This is a genomic window from Stenotrophomonas sp. STEN087 (assembly GCF_056759115.1).
The window spans coordinates 16,551-34,285 of the sequence record NZ_JBRRCR010000018.1 but is presented as its reverse complement, the minus strand read 5'-3'; the positions used below and the strand labels follow the sequence as shown (position 1 = coordinate 34,285).

At 65.1% G+C, this 17,735-nt stretch carries 16 protein-coding genes and 1 pseudogene; 7 read left to right on the top strand and 10 right to left on the bottom strand.

The window, feature by feature from the left end; genetic code table 11:
• Positions 1–11: 11 nt before the first annotated feature.
• The 4 genes from ACVOK1_RS07090 to ACVOK1_RS07075 form a co-directional block, all read right to left on the bottom strand.
• Positions 12–908 (bottom strand): hydroxypyruvate isomerase family protein, encoded by an 897-nt coding sequence (locus ACVOK1_RS07090; RefSeq protein WP_481561561.1) that lies wholly within the window; start codon positions 906–908, stop codon positions 12–14.
• A gap of 178 nt (positions 909–1,086) precedes the next feature.
• Positions 1,087–1,977, bottom strand: coding sequence for a DUF1570 domain-containing protein (locus ACVOK1_RS07085; RefSeq protein WP_481561560.1), 891 nt, complete (start codon positions 1,975–1,977; stop codon positions 1,087–1,089).
• An 80-nt stretch (positions 1,978–2,057) separates the two neighbouring features.
• A complete protein-coding gene (gene ssb / locus ACVOK1_RS07080) occupies positions 2,058–2,666 on the bottom strand; it encodes a single-stranded DNA-binding protein (RefSeq protein WP_481561559.1) in 609 nt (202 codons plus the stop codon).
• A gap of 201 nt (positions 2,667–2,867) precedes the next feature.
• On the bottom strand, positions 2,868–3,791 hold the full coding sequence (locus tag ACVOK1_RS07075) for an ornithine cyclodeaminase family protein (RefSeq protein WP_481561557.1): 924 nt from the start codon (positions 3,789–3,791) through the stop codon (positions 2,868–2,870).
• 100 nt (positions 3,792–3,891) lie between these two features.
• Here ACVOK1_RS07075 and ACVOK1_RS07070 point away from each other — a divergent pair, with 100 nt between their 5' ends.
• On the top strand, positions 3,892–4,923 hold the full coding sequence (locus tag ACVOK1_RS07070) for a LacI family DNA-binding transcriptional regulator (RefSeq protein ID WP_108768104.1): 1,032 nt from the start codon (positions 3,892–3,894) through the stop codon (positions 4,921–4,923).
• Between the two features lie 33 nt (positions 4,924–4,956).
• Here ACVOK1_RS07070 and ACVOK1_RS07065 read toward each other — a convergent pair whose 3' ends face one another.
• Positions 4,957–5,430 (bottom strand): hypothetical protein, encoded by a 474-nt coding sequence (locus ACVOK1_RS07065; protein WP_481561556.1) that lies wholly within the window; start codon positions 5,428–5,430, stop codon positions 4,957–4,959.
• A gap of 105 nt (positions 5,431–5,535) precedes the next feature.
• Between ACVOK1_RS07065 and ACVOK1_RS07060 the strand changes: the two genes are divergently transcribed.
• From ACVOK1_RS07060 to ACVOK1_RS07040, 5 genes are all read left to right on the top strand, one after another.
• Entirely contained in the window at positions 5,536–6,435 is a 900-nt protein-coding gene (locus ACVOK1_RS07060) for an ABC transporter ATP-binding protein (protein WP_406232566.1), read from the top strand.
• 12 nt (positions 6,436–6,447) lie between these two features.
• Entirely contained in the window at positions 6,448–10,026 is a 3,579-nt protein-coding gene (locus ACVOK1_RS07055) for an ABC transporter permease/M1 family aminopeptidase (protein WP_481561555.1), read from the top strand.
• Between the two features lie 58 nt (positions 10,027–10,084).
• A complete protein-coding gene (locus ACVOK1_RS07050; protein WP_481561554.1) occupies positions 10,085–10,384 on the top strand; it encodes a hypothetical protein in 300 nt (99 codons plus the stop codon).
• Positions 10,385–10,848: 464 nt separating this feature from the next.
• Positions 10,849–11,748, top strand: a complete 900-nt coding sequence (locus ACVOK1_RS07045; RefSeq protein ID WP_481561553.1) for a hypothetical protein — start codon at positions 10,849–10,851, stop codon at positions 11,746–11,748.
• A gap of 11 nt (positions 11,749–11,759) precedes the next feature.
• The gene (locus ACVOK1_RS07040; RefSeq protein WP_481561552.1) at positions 11,760–12,158 is read left to right on the top strand and encodes a hypothetical protein; all 399 of its coding nucleotides are present in this window, start codon (positions 11,760–11,762) and stop codon (positions 12,156–12,158) included.
• Between the two features lie 41 nt (positions 12,159–12,199).
• Here ACVOK1_RS07040 and ACVOK1_RS07035 read toward each other — a convergent pair.
• The 5 genes and pseudogenes from ACVOK1_RS07035 to ACVOK1_RS07015 all read right to left on the bottom strand — a co-directional run bounded on the left by ACVOK1_RS07035 (position 12,200) and on the right by ACVOK1_RS07015 (position 14,737).
• Positions 12,200–12,473: pseudogene (locus ACVOK1_RS07035) on the bottom strand (hypothetical protein).
• Positions 12,470–12,934 (bottom strand): GNAT family N-acetyltransferase, encoded by a 465-nt coding sequence (locus ACVOK1_RS07030; RefSeq protein ID WP_481561551.1) that lies wholly within the window; start codon positions 12,932–12,934, stop codon positions 12,470–12,472. Before ACVOK1_RS07030 ends, ACVOK1_RS07035 begins: the two are co-directional and overlap by 4 nt.
• A 221-nt stretch (positions 12,935–13,155) precedes the next feature.
• The gene (locus ACVOK1_RS07025; RefSeq protein ID WP_481561550.1) at positions 13,156–13,440 is read right to left on the bottom strand and encodes a hypothetical protein; all 285 of its coding nucleotides are present in this window, start codon (positions 13,438–13,440) and stop codon (positions 13,156–13,158) included.
• A 14-nt stretch (positions 13,441–13,454) separates the two neighbouring features.
• The gene (locus ACVOK1_RS07020; protein ID WP_079220982.1) at positions 13,455–13,841 is read right to left on the bottom strand and encodes an SseB family protein; all 387 of its coding nucleotides are present in this window, start codon (positions 13,839–13,841) and stop codon (positions 13,455–13,457) included.
• 89 nt (positions 13,842–13,930) lie between these two features.
• Positions 13,931–14,737, bottom strand: coding sequence for a DUF2884 family protein (locus ACVOK1_RS07015; protein ID WP_108767353.1), 807 nt, complete (start codon positions 14,735–14,737; stop codon positions 13,931–13,933).
• Between the two features lie 567 nt (positions 14,738–15,304).
• On the opposite strand from ACVOK1_RS07015, the gene ACVOK1_RS07010 reads away from it, so the two are divergent.
• Complete coding sequence (locus ACVOK1_RS07010) at positions 15,305–17,707, top strand: ribonucleoside-diphosphate reductase subunit alpha (RefSeq protein WP_108767354.1); 2,403 nt, start codon at positions 15,305–15,307, stop codon at positions 17,705–17,707.
• Positions 17,708–17,735: the final 28 nt, after the last annotated feature.

The following is a 17,735-nucleotide window of genomic DNA, read 5'->3' as shown; positions in this document are numbered from 1 at the left end:
TGGATATCGTTTCAGACGTCGCAGAGACGGATCGCCTCGCGCAATGAGCCAACGGGATCGGGCGCTGCAGGCATGAACTCCTGCGCCAGATACCCATCAAAACCGGTGTCGCGGATCGCGCGACAGATGGCCGGATAGTTCAGTTCCTGCTGGTCACCGATCTCGTGCCGGCCAGGCACGCCCGCGGTGTGGTAATGCTTGAAATACGCATGGTCCCGACCGATGGTGGCGATGATGTCGCCCTCCATGATCTGCATGTGGTAGATGTCGTAGAGCAGGCCGAAATTGTCAGAGCCGAGACGCTTGCACAGCTCCACGCCCCAGGCCGAGTGGTCGCACAGATAGTCGGCGTGATCGACGCGGGAGTTCAGCAGCTCCATCACCAGTACGACGCCACGTTTCTCGGCATGGCCGAGGATGCGCTTGAGGCCGGCTTCGGCGTTGGCCATGCCCTGCTGGGGGTCCATGCCGTTGCGGTTGCCGGAAAAACAGATGAGGTTGCGATAGCCGGCATCGGCGACCCGGTCGATGTGCCGGGTGTAGCGCGCCACCAGCTCTTCGTGGAACTCGCTTCCGGCGAAGCCCTTGGTCAGGCCCAGCTCGGCGCCGTTGCACATCGAGCTGTCCACGCCATGGGCCTTCAAGGTGGGCCAGTCCTCGGGACCGACCAGGTCGATGGCGGCAAAGCCGAGGCCCTTCACGGTCTGGCAGAGCTGGGCGACCGACAACTGCGGGAAGGTCCAGCGGGCGACGGAGTGCTTCAGCCTGCCCTTGAGGGGCGCGGCAGATGCGACAGAGGGCAGGACGCCTGCGGCCGCCAGGCCCAGGCTGCCGGCGACGGCCATGCGCAGCGCATCGCGCCGCGTGAGCCCCGGCGCAGGCGCCGGTTCGATGGAATGGATCGACATCCACTTCCCGGCCTCCCAACCGGTGCAAACACTGAGGATTCACAGCAATGCAATCGATTGCACCATACGGGAGGAATTATTTTTTTTGCAAGACGCGGTGCACGAAAAACCATGCTGCGGAGCACAACGGCGAGGTCGCCGGCCTGACGCCCGCGAAGGTGCCAGCTTCGCCCGGGGCTCAGTGCTTTTCCGGTCCGCTCTGCGCCGTAGCCAGCGCGCGCAGGTGCTGGTGCCAGCGCGGCTCGATGTCGGCGTAGCGGCCAATCCGCTGCTGGAACGCCACCGGATCACCGCCGCCACGCAGAAGTTGCAGGGTCTGCTGGCGATGGGCCCGTGCATCGCCCTCCATCAGGAAGTGCACCAGGCTCCACCACGCCACGTAATACCCGTTTACGTGCCCGGCGACCGGCGGCCCGCTGTCCTCTACCAGTTGCTTCAGAGAAGGCAGCGGCGCATCGTCCAAGCGGGGGCGGCCGGCGCTGTCGAACTGCAGTTCACCCAGCCACCAGACCGGATAACTGGCCGGGTCCGGCACGCCCGCGTGCAGTGTTCCTCCGGCAAGCCGGCTGGCGCCGAAATAGCAGGCCATGCCCTCGTTCATCCAGCGCCGTGGCGCCAGGCCACTGGCTTCGGCAAGCAACTGGTGGGTCACCTCATGCAGCATCCAGTGGTGCTGCGCATCGCCTTGGCCGGGGTAGGCAAACGCATAGGGCCGGCGGTAATACGCTTCGGCCCACGGGCTGCTGCGGTTGTGCGCCTTGAAGTCGGCCTGGTCGCGGTACAGCACCAGCTGGAAGGGTCCGGCGCTGCCTGGCTGCCCAACGGTGGCGACATAGGATTGATGCAGCGCTTCCACGGCCGCAGCGACTGCGGCGGTCTGCTCCAGGGTTGCCGCGCTGTGGATGAGAAAGTGCGCCGGGCGTGACACCGGCGCAGACGGGCCCAATGGCGTGGCCGGCGGGGCTTGGCTCTGGCCACTGCCACTGCCACTGCCACTGCCACTGCCAGCGTCGCCGCAGCCGCCGAGGATCAGCAGCAGCGCCACGGTGGCAAGGCGGGAGGGTTTCATGTGCGCCCACGCTACAACAAAAAACCCCGGCAGGCGCAGGGCCTTGCCGGGGTTCTGCGCAGGCGGGAACCTGCGGAAAATCAGAACGGAATATCGTCGTCAGCGAAGTCGTCCATCGGCGGGGCCTGCTGCGGCTGCGGGCGCTGGTTGCCGCCCTGGTTGCCATAGCCGCCACCCTGGTTGCCGCCCTGGTTGCCGTAGCCGCCGCCCTGGTTGCCACCACCCTGGTTGCCGTAACCACCGCCCTGGCCGCCACGCTGGCCACCGCCGCCGTACTCCTGGCGCGGGGCCTGCTGGCGCTGCGGACGGTCGCCGCCGAAGTTGCCACCACCACCGCCACCGCCGCCGCCTTCACCGCGGCCGCCCAGCATCTGCATTTCGTCGGCGATGATGTCGGTGGAGTACTTCTCCACGCCATCCTGGCCGGTGTACTTGTCGTAGCGCAGGCTGCCTTCGACGTAGACCGAGCTGCCCTTGCGCAGGTATTCGCCGGCGATTTCGCCGAGCTTGCCGAAGAACACCACGCGGTGCCATTCGGTGCGCTCCTGCTGGTTGCCGTCCTTGTCCTTGCGGACGCTGGTGGTGGCCAGGCTGATGCGGGTGATCGCCATGCCGCCCTGGGTGTACTTCACGTCCGGGTCGTTACCGAGGTTGCCGACCAGGATGACTTTGTTGATGCCACGCGCCATAGGTGTGTTCGTCCGTTGTACAGGGCAGCACCCGTTCTATCACAGCCGTGGGCGGGCTGCAGGACAGGGCCGCCCCGTTGAATTTGGGGAATGCCAGAACGGCCCAGTCTAACATCCCTGACCCCTCCAGCCCTGTCGGAAACTGCCGCCAAGGCGTCTCGGGAATTGCCCCTGCCAGCCCCGGCAAACCGCCCGCAGCCCTTACAGGCCGTGCCTCTGCAGCAACCGGGCCGCCACCATCAGGTCCAGGTGGGCGCCGCCGGCATTCTTGAACACGGTGATGTCCGCCTCGGGCCGGCCCGGGGCCGCCACCAGGTCGTAGAGGTCACCGCGCACGTGGTCGGGACCGATGCGACCGGCCGCGAGCGGCTGGGCCAGATCGCCGGCCTGCAGCGCTGATGCGCGGCAATCCACGTAGACCGCCGCCCGGGCCACCAGGTCGTCATCGGATTCACGCATGGACGGGGTGAAACCGCCAACCAGATCGACATGCACCCCCGCCTTCAGCCAGGCCCCGTAGACCAGCGGCGCGGTCGACATCGTTGCCGTGCAGATGATGTCGGCCTGCCCGGCCGCCGCCTGCAGGTCCTGCACCGCCACCACCTCGGCCGGAAGGCCGGCCAGCGAGGCGACCAGCGCCTGCGCGGCCTCCGGGCGACGCGACCACACCGAGATCCGCTGCAGCCCGGGGAACAGAGCGCTGCAGGCGCGCGCCAGGTGGCCGGCCATCACCCCGGCCCCGACCACCAGCAGGTGGCTGATGCCCGGCGCGGCGAGGTAGCCGGCGGCCAGCACCGAATCGGAGGCGGTCTTCAGCGCGGTGATGACCCGGCTGTCGACCATCGCCCGCAGGCGGCCGTCGTCCGGTGCGAACACCAGCATCACGCCCTGCGAGGTGGGCAGGCCGCGGGCGGGATTGCCGCCGAACAGTGATTCCGCCTTCAGCCCGTAACCCACGCCGTCGATACCGCTGGCGCGCGAGAACAGATCGCCGTGCTCGCCGTGCAGGTGGATGTCGGCGCTGCGCGGCTGGCCCTGGCGGTGGCCCTCGCGCAGTGCATCCACGGCCTCATGCCAGTCCAGCAGGTCCCAGGGGTGTTCGGCGGTCAGGTAGGCAGGCTGCATGTGCAGGATCAACGGAAAACAACGGCGATGGTAGCGCCCCGGTTCCGCACGTTGCAGCAGCCCATGGCATCATCGCCGGGTCTGCCCGCATTTCTTCGACATGACCATCAAAGGCAAAGCCACGTCCCTGGACATCGCCCACCTGGCCGGGGTTTCCCAGCCCACGGTGTCGCGTGCCCTGCGCGGCAGCCCGATGGTCAACGCCGAAACCCGCGAGCGCATCCTGCGCATCGCCCGCGAGCTGAACTACAAGGTCGACAAGAACGCCTCCAGCCTGCGCCTGCGCAATGCCGGCACGCTGGCCCTGCTGTTCTTCGAAGACCCGACCAATGATGACTCGCTGATCAACCCGTTCTTCCACTCGATGCTGGGCTCGATCACCCGCGCCTGCGCGCTGCATGGGCAGGACCTGCTGGTGTCCTTCCAGCAGCTGTCCACCGATTGGCAGGCCGACTACGAGGACAGCAACAAGGCCGACGGCATCATCCTGCTCGGCTACGGCGACTACCACCAGTCGCGCGACCGCCTGCAGCGACTGGTCGAACAGGGCACGCATTTCGTGCGCTGGGGCGCGGCCCTGCCCGGCCAGCCGGGTGTGTCGATCGGCAGCGACAACTTCCAGGGTGGGCATGACATCACCGCCCATCTGCTGCAGCAGGGCTGCCGTCGCATCGCCTTCCTCGGCCATGCGTCCAGCCATTATCCGGAATTCGAGGAGCGCTACCGCGGCCATGTCGAGGCGCTGCGCACGCACGGCTTGGCCGCCGACCCGGCGCTGCAGCACGATGCCATCACCACCGAGGCCTCCGGGCAGGAAGCCTGCCAGGCGTTGCTGGCACGCGGTGAACGCATCGATGCGATCTGCGCCGCCAGCGACCTGATCGCCATCGGTGCGATGCGTGCATTGCGCGAGGCGGGCCTGCGCGTGCCGCAGGACGTGGCCGTGACCGGCTTCGACGATATTCCGCTTGCCGCCTCGGTGTCGCCGGCACTGACCACCGTGCAGCAGGACACCAAGCAGGCGGGCCAGCTGCTGGTGGAGAAACTGCTGGCGCTGATCGGCCGCCAGCCGGTGGAGAGCCTGAGCATTCCGGTGAAGCTGGTGGTGCGCGAGTCGTCGCAGCGGATGTAGAGCCGAACAACGGCAGCCGAGCATGGCTCGGCTCTACAGGGTCTCGTGCAGGCCGGTAATCCGCGTGACTTCCCCTACCGCGGATACGTGCGGGCCCTCATGACAATGGTAGCGGACATCCTCGACGATGCGATCGCGATGCAGGGTCTGGCGCAGTTCCCGGTTCACGATCCGCATCCTCGCCCGCAGCCACGGGCCGACCGGCAGCGCGATGTCCTCGGCCAGCGGCTGGCCATCCTCGCCAAGGAACTCCGGGAAGATCATGAACAGCTCGAATTCGCCCGATGCATCGGCATAGGCGAAGTCCCAGCGGATGCCGTTGTACGCAGGGTGGCGGCGGCCGCCTTCTTCATGGGCCAGCAGGCGGATGCGCGCCTCGAAATCGTCCTTCAGCAACAGATACCCGCCCATGCCCTGCTCCCTTCCCTGGATAGCGCCCGATGATGACCGATCAGCGCAACGACGGGAATCGACGGACCGCGCAGCCAGGCAGGAGAGGAAATTCATCACCTGACCCTCCCCAATTGCCGGAACCATGACCATCGGCATTGACCGACGTCGTATTCAGCGCGATAAACGGCACTTCACACACAGGGAAGAGGTGTACGCCGCATGCTGCAGATCGACTCGCTGTCCAAGACCTACGCCAACGGCGTCCACGCGTTGAACGCGGTCACCCTGGACATCCCGCGCGGCATGTTCGGCCTGCTGGGCCCCAACGGCGCCGGCAAATCCTCGCTGATGCGTACCCTGTCCACCCTGCAGGAAGCCGACAGCGGCACGGCGGTGCTGACCATTCCCGGCGAAGCGCCGATCGACGTACTGCGCGACAAGGACGCCGTGCGCCGCCGCCTGGGTTACCTGCCGCAGGATTTCGGCGTCTATCCCAAGGTCAGCGCGCTCGACCTGCTGGAACACTTCGCCGTGCTCAAGGGCCTGACCCAGCGCGCGCAGCGCCGCGAAGTAGTGGACGGCCTGCTGCAGCAGGTGAACCTGTGGGACGCGCGCAAGCGCAAGCTGGGCACCTACTCCGGCGGCATGCGCCAGCGCTTCGGCATCGCCCAGGCCCTGCTCGGCGATCCGCGCCTGGTCATCGTCGATGAACCCACCGCCGGTCTCGACCCGGAGGAGCGCAACCGCTTCCTCAACCTGCTGGCCGCCATCGGCGAGAACGTCGCGGTGATCCTGTCCACCCACATCGTGGAGGACGTCACCGACCTGTGCCCGAGCATGGCCATCATGAACAAGGGCCAGGTGCTGCTGACCGGCCGCCCCACCGATGCCATCGAAGCGCTGGCAAACCAGGTCTGGCGCAAGCAGGTCGATCCGTCCGAGCTGGCCGACCACGAGGCGCGCTACGTGGTGCTGTCCACGCGCCTGGTCGGCGGCCGCCCGGTCATCCACATCCACAGTGCCAGCGATCCCGGCGATGGCTTCCGCGCCGTGGCCCCCGATCTCGAGGACGTCTACTTCCAGCGCCTGCGCCTGCAGGCGCGTGCCCGCGCGGCCTGACCGGAGTAGACCATGATCCTGACCTTCTTCCGCTTCGAGCTGCGCGAGCAGCTGCGTTCGCCGCTGCTGTGGCTGCTGGCCTTCCTGTTCGCCGCGCTGGCCTTCGCCGCTGCTTCCACCGAAGCCGTGCAGATCGGCGGCGGCACCGGCAACGTGTACAGCAACGCGCCCATCGTCATCGCACGCTTCATGGGCATCTTCACCATGGTGTGCATGCTGGTGTCCACGATGTTCGTCAGCAACGCCCTGCTGCGCGACTTCGAGCTGGGCACCGCCGAACTGATCTTCGCCAGCCCGATCAAGCGCCGCGACTACCTGGCCGGGCGCATCCTCGCCGCGATCTGCGCCAGCCTGGTGGTCTACCTGGTCATCGCACTGGGCATCTTCCTGGGGCCGTTCATGCCGTGGATGGACAAGGCCCGGGTGGGCCCGGTGTCGCTGGCTGCGTATGCCTGGACGTTCACCTGGATCGTCCTGCCCAACGTGGTGTTCACCACCGCGCTGCTTTCGTTGCTGGCGGCGGCGACCCGCTCGATCCTGTGGGTCTACATCGGTCTGGTCGGCTACTTCGTCCTGTACGGGGTGAGTGCCTCGCTGCTGAAGGACATCGACAACGTCTGGATCGCCACGCTGACCGAGCCGCTGGGCATGCGTGCGCTGGGCCGTGCCGTGCGCTACTGGGCCACCGAGCAGAGCAACACGCAGCTGCCACCGGTAGCCGGTTACCTGCTGGCCAACCGCGCCCTGTGGCTGGGTGTGGCCGCAGCGCTGTTCGCCGCCACCTTCGCCCTGTTCCGCACCGAACGCGCCGGCAGCGCCCGCAGCCGCTGGGGCCGACGCAAGGTCGTTGCCAGCACCGAACCGGCACGGCCGACGCGTATCGTGGCACCGCGCGTGCGCCCGGTCTTCGGCGCCGCCACCAGCCTGCAGCAGTTCCTGCGACAGGTACGCTTCGATACCTTCGGCGTGCTGCGCAGCGTGCCCTTCATCGTACTGCTGATCCTCGGCCTGGCCAACTTCATCCCCGGCGCGTTGCAGCAGCGAGCGCTGTACGGCACGCCGATATGGCCGGTGACCGCCGAAATGCTGTCGTCCCTGCAGGGCGCCTACAGCTGGCTGCTGGTGATCATCGTGCTGTTCTATTCGGGTGAACTGATCTGGAAGGAGCGCACCGCGCGCCTGAACGAAGTGAACGACGCCATGCCCGTGCCCAACTGGGTACCGCTGCTGGCCCGGTTCACCACGCTGGTGGTCATCGTTGCCGCGTTCCAGCTCATCGGCGCAGTGGTGTCGATGGCGATGCAGCTGGTCCAGGGCTTCACCCACCTGCAGCCACTGCTGTACCTGAAAGTCCTGGCGCTGGGTTCGGTGTTCTATGTCCTGATGGGTGGGCTGGCACTGGTCCTGCAGGTGCTGACCAACAACAAGTTCTTCGGCTATGCGCTGCTGATCGTGGTGATGATCGCCCAGGTCGCACTGGGGCTGCTGGACTTCACCCAGAACCTGTACAACTTCGGCAACTGGCCCAACGCCCCGTACTCGGACATGAATGGCTACGGCCACTTCCTGCCGGGCCAGCTGGTGTTCCAGGCTTACTGGGCCCTGTTGCTGATCGCACTGCTGTTCCTGGCCTCCGCGTTCTGGGTGCGCGGCGTCGGCACCGGTCTGCGTGAGCGGGTGAAGCTGGCCATGCACCGCCTGCGCGGTCCGACCGGCGCGGGGTTCGCTGTATCGCTGGTCGCCTTTGTTGCCCTGGGCAGCTGGCTGTACTGGAGCACCAACATCCGCAACGAGTTCGTGTCGCCGGACCAGCAGCGTGACCTGCAGGTGCGCTACGAGCGCGAGCTGTCCAAGTACCGCAACCTGCCGCAGCCGCGCATCATCGCCATCGACAACCGCGTGGACCTGCGTCCGGAAACGCAGACGGTGACCATCGATGCCGACTGGACGATCCGCAATCCGCACGCTGTGCCGATCAACGACATCCACATCTCGATGGGCGACGACCGTGAGCTGATCAAGGTCGACCTTGGCGGGCAGACCCTGAGCTACCACGACGTGGACCTGGGCTACCGCATCTACCGCCTGGCCACGCCGCTGCAGCCCGGCGAACAGCGCACGGTACATTTCCGCGTCGAGCAGAAGCCAAAGGGCATCACCGCTGGCCAGGCGCCCAGCAACATCGTGGACAACGGCACGTTCTTCAACAGCGGCTTGCTGCCCTCCTTCGGCTACGACGAGAACAGCGAGTTGAAGGATCGCAACGAGCGGCGCAAGCGCGGGCTGGGTGAGCCGACCCGCATGCCGAAGCTGGAGGATGACGCCGCGCGCGCCAACAACTACGTGTCCAACGACGCCGACTGGCTGGATTTCCGCACCACCATCTGCACCGCACCAGACCAGGTGGCGCTGGCACCGGGCTACCTGCAGAAGGAAGCCACCGTGGATGGGCGGCGCTGCTTCAGCTACGCCATGGACCGGCCGATGCTGAACTTCTACGCCTACCTGTCCGCACGCTGGCAGGTGAAGAAAGGCATGTACAAGGACATCCCGATCGAGGTGTACTTCGACCCGGCCCACCCCTACAACGTGGATCGGATGATCGAGGCCGTGCAGAAGTCGCTGGCCTACTACGAGGCGAACTTCACCCCGTACCAGCATCGCCAGGTGCGCATCATCGAGTTCCCGGGCTACCGCAGCTTCGCCCAGTCCTTCGCCAACACCATTCCCTACTCCGAGTCGCTCGGCTTCATCGCCGACCTGCGCGACCCGGACAACGTGGACTACGTGTTCTACGTCACCGCGCATGAGATCGCCCACCAGTGGTGGGCACACCAGGTGATCGGCGCCAACGTGCAGGGCGCCACCATGCTGTCCGAATCACTGGCGCAGTACTCGGCATTGATGGTGATGGAACAGGAGTACGGCCGCGCGCACATGCGCCAGTTCCTGAAGACCGAACTGGACCGGTACCTGGCCGAGCGTGGCAGCGAACGCATCGAGGAGCTGCCGCTGGAGCGGGTGGAAAACCAGCAGTACATCCACTACCGCAAGGGTTCGCTGGTGTTCTACCGCCTGCGCGAGGAGATGGGCGAAGCCGCCCTGAACCGCGCACTGAAGCGCTTCCTGCAGGACAAGGGCTACCAGCAGCCGCCGTACACCACCTCGCGCGAACTGCTGGGCTACCTGCGAGCCGAAGCGCCGGCCGACCGCCAGCAGCTGCTGACCGACCTGTTCGAGAAGATCACCCTGTACGACAACCGGCTGGAGACGGCCAGCGCGAAGAAGCGTGCGGATGGCCGCTACGACGTGACCCTGAAGCTGCACGCCGCCAAGGTGCATGCCGATGGCCAGGGCAAGGAAACCCCGGCCACGCTGGACGACTGGATCGAGATCGGCGTGTTCGCCAATGCACCTTCCGGCAAGGAACGCGACCAGAAGGTGCTGTACCTGAAGCGCCACCACATCACCGAGGCCGCCCCGGTGATCACCGTGACCGTGGATGGCAAACCGGATGAGGCCGGGTTCGATCCGTACAACAAGCTGATCGACCGCGACAGCGACGACAACCGGAAGAAGGTGTCGATGTGATGCCTGCGGAGGTGCCGGTGATTGCCGGCACCTCCGCTGTCCTGCCGGGAGATGCACCGTGATCGTGATGGTCTATGGATTCACCGGCCGCTATGCCGGCACCACGGAGTTTGAATGGAATGCGCCTGAACCCGGCGCAGTCCACAACGCCATGCTGTTCCTGAGGCAGGACGAAGAGCGTGATGCCTTCGACCTGGCCCTGGCGGAGTCCGCGCGTTTCGGTTTCGATCAGGTCAGCGACCTGCGCTGCGGCCGATTCCAGGTGGACGCGCTCAACACCGATGCCTACCGTCGCTTTGCCGGCTTCTACGAAGAAGCACTGGCCGAGGGCTCCGCCCTGGTCTACTACCCGAACTGATACTCGTGGCGTTGCCCCGCGCTTCGGCCCGAACCGATTCCAGTAGTGCCAGGCCATGCCTGGCAGCGGTTGCCCGCATCACCCCCGCGGAGATGCCCCACGCTTCGGCCTGAACTGATTCCAGTAGTGCCAGGCCATGCCTGACAGAGCTTGCCCGCGTCACCGCTGTGGCGATGCCCCGCGCTTCGGCCCCAGCAACGCCAGCAGCACATACACCACGATCGAAGCGACCGTACCCAGCAGCGCAGGCCCACCGAAAGGCCCAGGCCGGGCGGCCCTGCTGCCGCGCCCACTCACAGGCCAATCTCTCATTCCCTGACACCCAAACGATCTTGTTTCCTGCGCTTCGAAAGCAGATGGCCTATTCAGATCAAATAGCCAAGCCGGCAGCATGAACACACGGGTTCACGTCAATTCCGAGTCGAATCCGCGTACAGCAATCGCCAACCAAGGGAAATCAGATCATGAAAAACATTGTGGCGTCGGTCTTGATTATGACCGCATGCTCTGCGCTTCCGTCAACGGCGCATGCAGTTCAAATCGTAACCTGCGGAAACTGCTCGCAGGATTGGCAGTATGAGTCTGCAGGCGAAATCGCCCATGGTGATCGTCGCGGCTGGGATAGGTACATGGTCGTCAATCCAAATACTGCGCAAGCGCTATACGTCACTGTCAACTACGTACCACCCGGGGAAGTACCCAAGCGAATCGAAAGGGCTCATTCACCTTTAGGATTCGATGACATCAACGACATCGAAGTCCCTACTTGGCGCTTGCCCAGCAGATCCATAAACACTCCAAATGGTCAAGGAGACTACGACAGCAGTTCACATGAACTCAGCGATGGCGAACGCCTCCAGCTGGAGGCCATCGTCCACATGTCCAAAGAGTGGATTTTCGTCAAACCCAGCAATGACAGCGGGTATTTTTCAAGCGCATACGTCGCAAATCAATTTATCCCTGCAGTTGACGATGTAATTCGAATTGCGCAAACGACGAAAAATCCAGCGTGGCAGCACGGCCAAATCAATGGAAATCTGATCGGCTCGCTATTCAGATCTCTCGAATATTTCTTTGGGAAAGGTGTCGGCGGCTGCCTGCTAATGGACAACGGAGACACCGCCTGCTGGCAGATCAATCCAATGGTGAGAGGAGCTGCGCGCCTTATTGAAGGCACCGCCAAGAATGTCCATGGCGATCTCCTCCCCGAATCGGACACAATCAAGAACGGAGGAAACATCGATATCGACATCGACAAGAGCGACTGGCCTCGCGAAGTCCGCTATCTCTTCGGGGGTGGACAATTCCGATGCGGCACCGTGAATGGAAAACTTGATCGCTGCGAATGGATTCTCCCGCGCTAGGACAAGCCGCAATGAAGAAGTATATTTTATTCGGAACACACCTGCTTACAGCGATCCTCTCGACAATTTTAGGTTTTTTTTACGCAAACCAGATGATCCCCAGCCTACGACAGCAGCACACAGATGATCTTGCCATGTCGATCCACACCCTGTTTGACGAACACGGACAAGCAAGAGAGGCCACCGAACTTCGCGGGAGAATTTCACTACAAATCGCAAACAGCCTTCAACTTTCTGTCGACTCACCTGGCAGATCCGAGGCGGAACTTGAGCGACTCAAGGCACTCAGCAATCGGGTGATCGAGCAAGATCTGTTCAGATACGTAGAACAAAAAGATGCTCGACGCAATGCGCTTGACCGGGCCATGTATATGACAGGCGACGAAACAGCATCTTCCATGTCACAGTAGCAGTACGAGCCCTTGTCAGGCAGTACCAGCCCCCGGCGACTTCAATCTTGCGGCGACACTCCGTGCTTCGGCGCCGGGTAAGACAAACAGCCGGTACACCACCATCGCGGCGACCGTGCCAAGGACGGCAGGGCCGCCAGCAGAACATACACGACGATCAAAGCGACCGTGCCCAGCAGCGCAGGCCCACCGAAGACCCAGGCCGAACGCCCCTGCTGCCGCGCCCAGCAGCGGCAGGGCCAGCAATGCAGCGACAATCGCTGCGATCAGGAAGATCAGCGCGTTGCGGGAATGACGAGGTGCAGAAGTGGTCATGCGTGCAGCCTCCGCACCATCACCAGTACGTGATAGCCGTGGCTGTCGGCCTCGCAGATGGGCTGCCAGCCCAGCCGCGCGTACAGGCCGCCATCCAGCGCTTCGGTCTGCAGGTAGAGCTCGCGCACGCCCTTCTGCCGCGCCAGCGCCACCGCCTCATCGACGAGATTGCTGGCGAGCCCACGCCCACGATGGTTGTCGGCCACGAATACACTGCCCAGCCAATGCTCATACTGCGGAAACGCCTGCATTTCCCGACGCTTGAGTTGCACCGCACCGACTATCTGACCTTCATGAAATGCAGCAATCCGGTGCGGGAAACCGCCGGCGTCCTGCGGCTGGTTGAGCCGCTGCAGTTCCTGTTCCAGCGATAGGCCCGCTTCCTTGCCCCATTGCGTGTGGTACCACTGGGCCAGCTGCAGATTTTCCGGCGCGCCGCTGGGTAGTTCCCTGAATTCCATGACAGAGCCTGCATCCCGATATCGCCCAAGGGAATCACGGACGGCGCGCGAAGGGAAGCATCCCGCAACGTTGAATCATGCCCGCCTGCTGCTTCTGTAGCGTCGAGCCACGCCCGACTGCCGTTCGCGCGATTCCAGATGAGTCGAGCATGGCTCGACTCTACACCTGTGCAAGATCCTTCAGGATCCCGCCAACGCCTTAGCCACCGGGCAGGCGGTGCCTACGCCCTGCGCAACCACATGTGGACCATGAGCGCGGGCACTGGCCCCAGCACAGCAAGGCCACCGCACAGCCACGCGCGCCGTCCCTTCAATCGCGCACCGTGGTACAGATGCCAGGCCGCACCCCAACTGCCTACCCATGCCAACAGGGGTGCGGGGGTATCGTGGATATCGAAGCCGAAGCCCAGCGTCAGCCCTGTCGCCAGCGACACAGCCACGCCCGTCACCAGCCAGGTCGCGGCCAGACGTTCATGCTGGGTGGCGGTGCGAGCAATCGAATCCATGTACGAGATCCTGCTCAGCCCTGCGCGAAATCCTTCAGGATCTCGCCCACGCCGCTGGCGGAGATCTCGAAGCCCAGCGTGGTGCCGGGGTTGACCACCACGCCGTAGCCACCGGGCACGCGGCGCAGCACGTCCAGCATCAGCCAGCGGATCTGGTGCGGCGCCTGCTGGCTGTGGATGCCCACCCGCGCCGGATCGGTGAACACCGCCACATGCAGGGTGCCCTGCTTGTCGAACAGCAGCGGGTCGAAGCCGCTGCCATCGGGGGTGACCAGGCTGCCGGTCAGCAGCACCACCTCGGAGGCCACGAAGGCTTCCATGAAGGCGCGGATCGGCACGGCTCCGTCCATGGCGGCCTTCAGCAGGGTTTCGATCGGGGTCTGCGGGGCAAGGTCGGTCATGGCGGTACGGCGGCGCGTGAGGGGTGACCATTGTGCCGGATGCGGCCTGACCCGGTAGTGCCGGCCGCTGGCCGGCATCCACGCCGGGCTTATCGACTCGGCGCCACCGCATCATCCTGCGGCTGCTCGCGCACGCTGGCCGCCACCTGCACGCCCTCACTGCGCTGGATCAGCCGCAGCGGCTGCCCCTGATAGCGGACCTCGAGCGCGTCGTGGGCCTCGGCCACGGCGGCCACCAGCGGGCACAGCGCCTGCGCGCGGGCCTCGATGCGCTCGGCGCGGCCTTCCAGCTGCTGTTCCATCTGCGCGTCCAGGCGGTCGGCGCGCTCCTCCATCGCCTCGCTGCGGCCGGTGACCATCTGCCACAGCATGCTGCGGGCGATGGATGCGGACAGCGACTCGGCCATGTCCTGCACCTTGGCCTCGAAGCCCGGCCCGAACACCGCCTGTTCCCAGTAGCCCTTGCCCAGCGTGCCGCCGATCCAGTCATCGGCCTGCCGGCGCAGGCGCCGGACCTTGCGGCTGTTGGCGGTGCCGGTGAGGCTCTCATAAACCCCGTCGAGCACGTCGAAGCTCAGTCCGCTCACTTCCTGGGCCAGCGCGGTGGCCGCCGGCATCAGCTGCCGCGCCCCGGCCTCCATCTGCCGCAGGCGGGCGGCGTCGGCCTCGCTGACCGGCACGATCGTGTCGTCCAGGCTCAGCACGCCATCGTGGAACACCACCTCATGCGGCGCCTGCGGGCCATGCCGCAGCCAGATGCCACCGCTGTCCACCAGCACGTCGTAGTCGGTGCGCATGCCGCACTGGTCCGAGCGCAGCTTCGGGGCGTCGCCGGCCAGCACCGGGGCGGTGGCCAGGCAGGCCAGCAGGGCCAGGGCGGGCAGGGGCAGGCGCATGGTGGAATCCTTTCCGGTCAGTGCAGGGCCCCAGCATCCCGCGCCCGCACGGTGCCGTCACCGGCCGGAAGTCACTGCCCGATGGCCATCCAACCGGCCATACCGGCTTTCCCACCGGCTGCCCACCACCTATCCACAGGGTTGTCCCTAGCCAGCTTCATCACTGTCATGTGAAGCTGTCATTGTTCCGTTTCCGCAGCACGTTGTACCGCCGATGTGACGCCTTCCGGGCTTGACTGCGCAGCCCGTTCCGGCAGGTCCAAAGCGTCCAGACGCGGCGCCGATGGCATGATCCTTGCGCCGCAAGGGATTACCAAATTTCACTACATTTGGCGTTGACGGCCCCCATCACCCCCACTATCTTGTGGCCGTCGGTCGCAACGACCCCATGGCTTGGGGTCCGCAACGGGGCTCTACCGCGGTACCCGCCAGCGATCGCCAACCGGCAGTGGAAGGCGCAGGGTCTCAGCTCCTGCGACGCCGTCCTGCCACCCTGGGCTGTCATGTCCCGGGTCGAGCAACCCTGATGCATACAGCACCCCCAATCACGCCAAGAGGACACACGCCGTGACCACCGAATCCAGCGCCACCATCGAAAAGGAAAGCGAGTTCCTGCTGACGTCGCCGCCGACGGCCAACGCGATGAGCGTGACCAAGCGCAACGGCACGACCGAGCTGGTGGATCTGAACAAGATCGTGCGCGCGGTGCAGCGTTCCTCCGAAGGCCTGCACGCCGTCGATCCGATGCGCGTGGCCACCCGTACCATCTCCGGCCTGTACAACGGCGCCACCACCCGCGAGCTGGACGAACTGTCCATCCGCACCGCCGCCCTGCTGATCGGTGAAGAGCCCGAGTACGGCCGCCTTGCGGCGCGCCTGCTGGCCAACTACATCGCCAAGGAAGTGTCGGGCCAGGAAATCTATGCCTTCTCGCAGTCGGTCAGCCGTGGCCACGAAGTCGGCCTGATCAATGACCGCCTGCTGAACTTCGTGCAGACCAACGCACGCAAGCTCAACGATGCCATCGACATCTCGCTGGACCTGAACTTCGATTACTTCGGCCTGCGTACCCTGTACGACCGCTACCTGCTGCGCCACCCGCACACCCGCAAGGTGATCGAGACCCCGCAGCAGTTCTTCCTGCGCATCGCCAGCGCGCTGAGCGAGGACGTGTCCGAGACCCTGGCGCTGTACAAGCGCATGGGCAACCTGGACTACCTGCCGTCCAGCCCGACCCTGTTCAATTCCGGCACCACCCACGAGCAGCTGTCCTCGTGCTTCCTGCTGGATTCGCCGCAGGATTCGCTGGAATCGATCTACTCCAAGTACGGCGACATCGCCCAGCTGTCGAAGTTCTCCGGCGGCATCGGCGTCAGCTACACCCGCGTGCGTTCGCGTGGTTCGCTCATCAAGTCCACCAACGGCCATTCCAACGGCATCGTGCCGTGGCTGAAGACCATGGATTCGTCCGTGGCTGCGGTGAACCAGGGCGGCAAGCGCAAGGGCGCGGCCTGCGTCTACCTGGAAACCTGGCATGCCGACGTCGAGGACTTCCTCGAGCTGCGTGACAACACCGGTGACGAAGCCCGCCGTACCCACAACCTGAACCTGGCCAACTGGGTGCCGGACCTGTTCATGAAGCGCGTCGAGGCCGACCAGGAATGGTCGCTGTTCGATCCGCGCGTCGTGCCGGAGTTCACCGACCTGTTCGGCGAAGCCTTCGAAGCCGCCTACCTGCAGGCCGAAGCGCAGGGCAAGGCCAACCGCACCATCTCCGCCCGCAAGCTGTACGCCCGCATGATGCGTACCCTGGCCGAGACCGGTAACGGCTGGATGACCTTCAAGGACAAGTGCAACCGCGCCAGCAACCAGACCCTGCGTCCGGGCAACGTGATCCACCTGTCCAACCTGTGCACGGAAATCCTGGAAGTCACGTCCAACGATGAAACCGCGGTGTGCAACCTGGGTTCGATCAACCTGGGCAACCACTTCGACGAGCACAACGAGTTCGACTTCGAGAAGCTGGCCGAGACCGTGCGCCTGGCCGTGCGTCAGCTCGACCGCGTCATCGACCTGAACTTCTACCCGATCGAAACCGCCCGCCGCGCCAACCTGCGCTGGCGTCCGGTCGGCCTGGGCTGCATGGGCCTGCAGGACGTGTTCTTCCGCAAGCGCCTGCCGTTCGACAGCGCCGAAGCCCGCGCCCTGTCGAAGAAGATCGCCGAAACGATCTACTTCCACGCCCTGGAAACCTCCTCGGAGCTGGCCCAGGAACGCGGCAAGCACCCGTCGTTCAACGACACCCGTGCCGCCAGCGGCGAACTGCAGTTCGACGCCTGGAACGTGGTGCCGGAAGACACCGCACGCTGGGATGCCCTGCGCGCCCGCATCAAGGAACACGGCCTGCGCAACTCGCTGATGATCGCGATTGCCCCGACCGCGACAATCGCCTCGATCGCCGGCTGCTACGAGTGCGTCGAACCGCAGGTGTCCAACCTGTTCAAGCGCGAAACCCTGTCCGGTGACTTCCTGCAGGTCAACCGCTACCTGGTGAACGAGCTGAAGAAGCTGGGCCTGTGGACCGCCGACATGCGCGACGCCATCAAGCTGGCCGAAGGTTCCATCGCCGGCATCGCGCAGATTCCGGAAACCCTGCGCGAGGTCTACCGCACCGCATGGGAACTGCCGATGCGCGCACTGATCGACATGGCCGCCGAGCGCGGCGCCTTCATCGACCAGTCGGCCTCGCTCAACCTGTTCATGGAAAGCCCGAACATCGGCGCGATGTCTTCCATGTACATGTACGCCTGGAAGCAGGGCATCAAGACCACCTACTACCTGCGTTCGCGTCCGGCCACCAAGATCGCCAAGACCACGGTGAGCAGCGCGGCCCCGGCCAAGGTGTTCAGCCCGGACGAAGCCATCGCCTGCTCGCTGGAAAACCCGGAAGCCTGCGAGGCCTGCCAGTAATACATCGCGCGGTGGGTGCCGACCGTTG